We start from the raw sequence: 6,258 nt of genomic DNA on the forward strand, positions 1-6,258 counted from the left end.
TAATGATTATTAGATAGTTACAAGGATTTTAAGCACATTTTTGTCATATAGGCCCAAAAAAGACATTTATAAAAGGGGTATACCATACATTCTCAGTTTCAACTACGTAGCAATGCTAAAAGAATATGACGTCTTATTCATCTGAAAATCTCTTAGCAAGTTAATTGAACTGACGAAAACAGTAGACTACTTATAGCTATTTTTTTATGAAAAGTTATATAAATTTGAAAACAGAAAGAAGCCGTTTACTCCTCGTTGTTCCCATCTAAGAATCCCTTTAAGTCGGCTTTTAAACGTAAATAAGGTTCACAATTGGTATAAGCCACATTACGTCGAAGCATCGGAATAATGCCCTCAACGCTATGATTGTAGCTCGAAAGTTCGTTGCGTTGCTGCACAATATGCTGTGCATTGTGGTATATTTCCTGTTCACGGTCGCGTACAAGCTTATCACAAACCTTCTTCAGGGCGGGCACAATGACATTGTCGAACAAGTGATGTCCTTGTATATACAGATAAGTGGTGGCAGGAGTAACTCCTAATTGCTTTACATCCTTTTTCACAGCTAAGTAAGATTCCTTCGCATCGGGATATTCCTGTTGTAGCTGTCGTACCTTTCTTGTAACCTTTCTGTGCAACTTCTCAATGTTCTGATAAGCTGTTTGAAAAGTGAAATTCCCCATTTCTATGACACGATTGAAGTCGGTAATGGTAAATTTACCGTAAATTCCCTTCCTATAAAACCATATATTCCAAACAAACAAAGGAAAAATAGCCTCGCTATAAAGGCGTAGATATTCTTCGAAATCGAAGATTTTGTGGTCATTTAGCGTTACAGCAACACTCACATCGTGCAGACTACCAGCATAACACTGTAGGTTTTCGATAGCGTAAGCATAAGTGTGAAAGACATAAGGACTATGATTTACAGTGCGCGACAATTCCGTTACACCTTGTAATAGATAGTCGTAGTCGGCATCTACACAAGCAATCATACTTTCACCAACGTTTTCCGAGAGCAGATTCATCAGTACAGAGCGTTTTCCTTTCGTTAATGTGTGGCGCGAGGGAAGCATAACCTCAAAATAACGATGCTCATTTTCAAAGCCGCTAAGCACTGTGCGCCAAAAGAAAATATCGTCGTACGACTCTACATATGCCACTATTCGCTTTCTCGCATTGCGCCCTTTTAAGCGGTTTGCAGCATCAAGGTAAGCTGACGACAAGTTGTCTTTAAGCCGTTTTCCCATCACTTCGTTCTCCCTCTGCCTATCCGATTGTAATCTCGTCTACCTCCGTTACCTTGTCAATCCAACCATCCATAATAACCGCTGGACTGTGAGTGCTAAGTATAATCTGGACATTCGGATTCAAACTCATTATCAATGCTATCAGCTTCTTCTGCCAATCAACATGCAAACTCACCTCTGGCTCATCCATAAATAAAACATAAGGTTTTCCATCTTGCACCAAAACAGTGAGCAAGATGGCCAGTATTTGCTTTTCGCCACTAGATAGTTGGTAAGGAAATAACGTACAACCAATTTGCGAAAAGCGTATTTCGTTTTCCGTACGAACAATCTTTTTGCCTGTTTCTTCAAACAATTTGTCGATAATATCTTGGAACAATTTCTTCGGAGCAGAATAAGATTGCGCCTTCGTAGCAGCCTCTGCATCGCCACTTTGTAGCACTTCTATAATCCTATTACCAACATTTACTTGATAGTCAAGATACTTTCTTTGCAACTGAAACAGCTGCCAATCAAGTTCGGTAGTAATATTTAGGTCAACCTTATTTATGCTTTCGATATTCATGAGTGGGCGATCGAACGAACGAATAATATCATATCGAATCCACGTTGCATCTGCTGGTGAAGCTTTAATGTGCACCCCTTTCAGCATATGGCTGGGGAATTCACCACCTTGTGCAAGTCCTTTTATCACCTTATTTAATATAGTACTTTTGCCCACACCGTTAATTCCACTCAGAATATTAACCTTTCTGTCAAGTGTCCAACGTATGTGCTTCGAGCCAGCCCATAACGAATCTATCTCAATTTCTTCAATATAATCAGCGTATTTCTGCATAATCGTTTGGTTATTTCTGTGACAAATGTAGCATTTTTCTTTTAATTGAGAGCCGATATACAGCTTTTTTTACACGAAACAGAAATCTTTTCGATTATACATTCATTCTATAAACAAACTCTAAAAATGCAGTTACAAGTTTATAAAGACGCAACAATAAGACTTTAAAAACTCAACAATAAAAGCTTAAAGAAGTAAGAGCACCATTATAAAACTTTAAGGGCGCACCTGAAATCAGATGCGCCCTCTCCGTTTGTAGATTATATTTAAGTAGGTTCTTGTTTTCTTCAGACTTATCAAGTCATAGTTAGGAATCAACCTTACTGTAGACTTTCAAAGTAAGTAGAAAAAGTTTTGTTTTGTTGGCTCCGCGTTTCAACAACGAAGAAGGCCAACTTGTTCATCACATAGTTACATTAACTTAATCTGTAGAAAAAAGCATATATCGTATTTAAAAAGTTCATTTCCTTTCTAAGAAGTTCTCGCTGAACTTCGATTATAAAACGGAGAAATAAACAAAACCCCTATTTCTTTTTTATTATTAACATTCTTTTGCATCTCTATTTCGCTTATTTCACCCACCAATAAGCATATAAACACCTATCAAACAGCTAGATATAGATACCAAACAAAAATATCTGCGATTTAAAAAAAGTGTGAATGTTTTTCTACACACAAGCTATGTTAATTTTCAAAGGCTTATTTTGAAATATGAGAGAATTACTGTAAATTTGCAATAAAATAAGAAAAGCAATGCAAGAAACAAGACAAAACCGCATAGCACGCCTGCTTCAAAAAGAGCTGGCAAGCATTTTTCAAAGTCAGACACGTGCCATTCATGGTGTGTTAGTTAGTGTTACACGTACAAAAGTTAGCCCTGACTTGGGCATCTGTACAGCTTATCTAAGCATATTCCCTTCAGACAAGGCGGAAGAACTACTGAAAAACATCACTGCAAACGAGAAAACTATTCGATACGACCTTGGCCAACGCGTTCGCAATCAACTGCGTATCATTCCTGAACTGAGGTTTTTTATCGACGATTCGTTAGACTATATTGAACGCATCGACGAACTATTGAAGAAGTAATGAGCTTCCCTTTTTACATAGCCCGACGTTATTTATTCTCTAAGAAGAGCACACACGCCATCAATGTCATCAGTTTAATTTCAGTGATAGGCGTTGCTGTAGCTACCATGGCACTCGTTGTTGTGTTGAGCGGGTTCAATGGTTTCTCTGATTTAGTGGCGTCGTTCTTCACTAATTTCGACCCTCAGATAAAGGTAGAAGCAGCAAAAGGGAAGGCAATACCAGCTGACGACCCTACGTTGGCAAAGATAAAGTCGCTTCAAAGCATAGAGGTTGCAACAGAATGTGTTACCGACCAGGCTTTAGCAACGTATCATGGACGTCAGATGATGGTAATGGTGAAAGGTGTATCGAATAACTTTGACTCGCTCACTCATATTAGTAACATTCTCTTTGGCGATGGAACGTTCAAGCTAAACGTGGCTAATCTTGACTACGGAGTGCTTGGAATTGGTGTTGCCCAACAGCTTAATACGGGAGTAGAATGGAACGATTACTTGCATATCTACGCTCCACAGCGCAAAGGACAGTATGATGCTTCGAACCCTATCAATGCTTTTGTGGCAGATTCGCTACTATCACCAAAAGCTGTTTTCCAAGTAAAGCAAGGGAAATACGATAACAATTACATCATTACTTCGCTTGCTTTTGCACGTAGAATATTTAATCGGCAGGGCGAAATCACTTCGCTTGAGCTGCGAGTTAAGGCTGGGGAAGATATAAATAAGGTGAAAAGCGAGATTGAAGAGATATCTGGCGATAAGTTCTTAGTGAAAGATAGATATGAGCAACAAGCTGATACATTCAACATTATGCGCATTGAGAAACTCTTTGCCTATGTGTTCTTAACCTTCATACTTATGGTGGCTTGTTTTAATATCATCGGTTCGCTCTCAATGTTGATGATTGATAAGAAGAACGATGTAAAGACATTGCGCAACCTTGGAGCTACCGACAAGCAAATAAACCAAGTATTTTTATTTGAAGGACGCATGATTTCAGCAGCTGGAGCCATCATTGGTATCTGCATTGGACTCCTGCTTTGCTGGCTACAACAAACCTATGGATTGGTGAAACTCGGTGGTCAAGAAGGCAATTTTGTAGTGAACGCCTACCCTATTAGTGTACACCCATGGGATATTGTCGGTATTTTCGCTACAGTAATCATAGTTGGTTGGCTTGCAGTATGGTATCCTGTACGCTATATGAGCAAGCAACTTACGAAATAAAAGACCAGCAAAAGCATTATTATAACGGTTCGATTATTTGATAAAAGTTTCTGTAGTTCTACTTTTTTTTATAACTTTGCAATAGTTATAACAACCCTTTTATTAGGCTAAAGCCATCGGGATGTAGCGCAGTTGGTAGCGCACTACGTTCGGGACGTAGGGGTCGCTGGTTCGAATCCAGTCATCCCGACAGAAGAAAAGGCAAACGAAATAGTATTCGTTTGCCTTTTCTTGTTGTTTCAAACACTATATTATTCCTGACGCAATAGTCGTACTGAGGCGTCAAGAAAGCAACGCGGACAACTTGTTGAATAGATAAAAAGAATGCAGTAAAAGTGTAAAGTTTTTACAGAACCCCTCTCCTTACATAACCTCCTGCATATCAACGGAATACAAAAGCGCCTGTTTTGCACGCTAAGATAATATCTAAAATACAACTTACTGAAAATAAAGAAGTTACCTTGTTGGTATATACTGACTGGTAACGATTTGGAAACGAGCGAGCTACTTGGCTCCGCTGTTTTCTGCCTAACAAAGAACGCTTGTTATTCTGTTTGCAAAGATAATACTTTGTTACCGAATAACAAGCGTTTTCAAAGAAATATTCACATATCTGCATTTTGGATTGTTGCTGTTGGAGTTGCTATAATCCTCTCCCTCGCTTTTTCTTTCTGTTAGCTTGGTTTCTGAGCTTGCGCTGCCATGCGGTCTCGGCATAGTCATCGCCATGTGTCGTTGGCGTAATCATTCCGCCTACTCCCTCCACCAAATCATCGGCTGTGCTGATGGCTGCATCTGCCATATCTCTTATAGTTTGTGCGATTTTTGGCGTTTCCTTAGTTGGTGGTGGACTGTATGAACGGCTTGGGGGTACGATTTGATAGTCAGCATCCTTAGTATCTGTATACTTTGACGATTTGCGTATTACTTGGTCAGATATATTCGTATCGGCTTTCTTACCTGCCTCGAAGTTCTTTTGCAAAGAACGGTAGCCAAACTCTCTGCCTACTTCCGATGCCTTGAACGCATATTCTCCGTATGAGAACTTCAAGCCATAGACCTTGCCCTGTTTGTTCTTCATACGATCTATGGTTACTCCATGCTTGTTCAACTCATAGAGGAACATAGAATGTCCTGTGATACCTGTACTTTTGTACTTTTCAAGTAGGGCATAGCATATTCTTTGTAGTTCTCTCTTTGTTTCCTCTCTTGTGGGATTGGCTTTTGCTTTCTGATGTTTCCTTTTGATTTTGACTTCCTTTGCAATGGTTAAGCCTTTCTCTCTGCTGATTTCCTCTGTTATTCTTGCAGCCTTGTTGCTTACGAATGTGGTGTCATAGACTTCGCCGTATAGGCTGATGCGGTTGGCGATAATGTGGATATGCCTGTTGTCTGTATCCTTGTGCGTTACTGCCACCCACTGATGGTTGTCAAGTCCCATTTTCTTGGCAAACAGATGGGCTATTTGGGCAAGTTCAGAAACTGATAGTTTCTTCTCGTCCTGTGGTGCAATGCCGATTTCGATGCGCAGGAATTTGTTTCTGCATCTGGTATTGTAATCGCTGACCAACTTCATTTCCTCGTAAATAGCCTTTGATTCTCTGCTACAAAGGTTATGGAAGGCAAGCCGATCACCCAGCTTGCCTTCTCTAAAGATATGGTCCAATGCAGTACTTCCGTGCGCTATCGCCTTACACTTTCCTATCATATCTCGGCAGATTTAAGACCTTATATATATCGTCACCAATGCGGAAGTGAGGGTCGAAAAAACGCTTAAATGCTTCTTTGGCACATATCGAAAGGTTCTTGGTTATCGGCACCCATGACTCGTCCTTTATCCTGATGAGGTTGG

General features: G+C 39.9%; 5 protein-coding genes, 1 tRNA gene and 1 pseudogene. 3 read left to right on the plus strand and 4 right to left on the minus strand.

Going from position 1 to position 6,258, the window contains the following annotated elements:
• Nucleotides 1-245 precede the first annotated feature (245 nt).
• Entirely contained in the window at nucleotides 246-1,250 is a 1,005-nt protein-coding gene (locus tag HXN26_RS10695; RefSeq protein WP_273161231.1) for a DUF4435 domain-containing protein, read from the minus strand.
• Between the two features lie 19 nt (nucleotides 1,251-1,269).
• Nucleotides 1,270-2,088 (minus strand): AAA family ATPase, encoded by an 819-nt coding sequence (locus tag HXN26_RS10700; protein ID WP_024999817.1) that lies wholly within the window; start codon nucleotides 2,086-2,088, stop codon nucleotides 1,270-1,272.
• Between the two features lie 753 nt (nucleotides 2,089-2,841).
• On the opposite strand from HXN26_RS10700, the gene rbfA reads away from it, so the two are divergent.
• The 3 genes from rbfA (at nucleotide 2,842) to HXN26_RS10715 (ending at nucleotide 4,596) form a co-directional block, all read left to right on the plus strand.
• Nucleotides 2,842-3,177, plus strand: coding sequence for a 30S ribosome-binding factor RbfA (gene rbfA, locus HXN26_RS10705; protein ID WP_024999818.1), 336 nt, complete (start codon nucleotides 2,842-2,844; stop codon nucleotides 3,175-3,177).
• Nucleotides 3,177-4,406, plus strand: coding sequence for an FtsX-like permease family protein (locus HXN26_RS10710; RefSeq protein WP_024999819.1), 1,230 nt, complete (start codon nucleotides 3,177-3,179; stop codon nucleotides 4,404-4,406). The genes rbfA and HXN26_RS10710 overlap by 1 nt, the downstream gene beginning before the upstream one ends.
• 117 nt (nucleotides 4,407-4,523) lie before the next feature.
• Nucleotides 4,524-4,596 (plus strand) — tRNA-Pro (locus HXN26_RS10715).
• Nucleotides 4,597-5,049: 453 nt separating this feature from the next.
• Here the strand turns inward: HXN26_RS10715 and HXN26_RS10720 are convergent.
• Both HXN26_RS10720 and HXN26_RS10920 read right to left on the minus strand, forming a co-directional pair.
• Nucleotides 5,050-6,114 (minus strand): relaxase/mobilization nuclease domain-containing protein, encoded by a 1,065-nt coding sequence (locus tag HXN26_RS10720; protein ID WP_273161234.1) that lies wholly within the window; start codon nucleotides 6,112-6,114, stop codon nucleotides 5,050-5,052.
• A pseudogene (locus HXN26_RS10920) lies at nucleotides 6,098-6,258 on the minus strand (plasmid mobilization protein); the annotation flags it as partial. The pseudogene HXN26_RS10920 and the gene HXN26_RS10720, both read right to left, overlap by 17 nt.

The sequence above is a fragment of the Prevotella aurantiaca genome (genome assembly GCF_015262605.1).
GTDB lineage: Bacteria > Bacteroidota > Bacteroidia > Bacteroidales > Bacteroidaceae > Prevotella > Prevotella aurantiaca.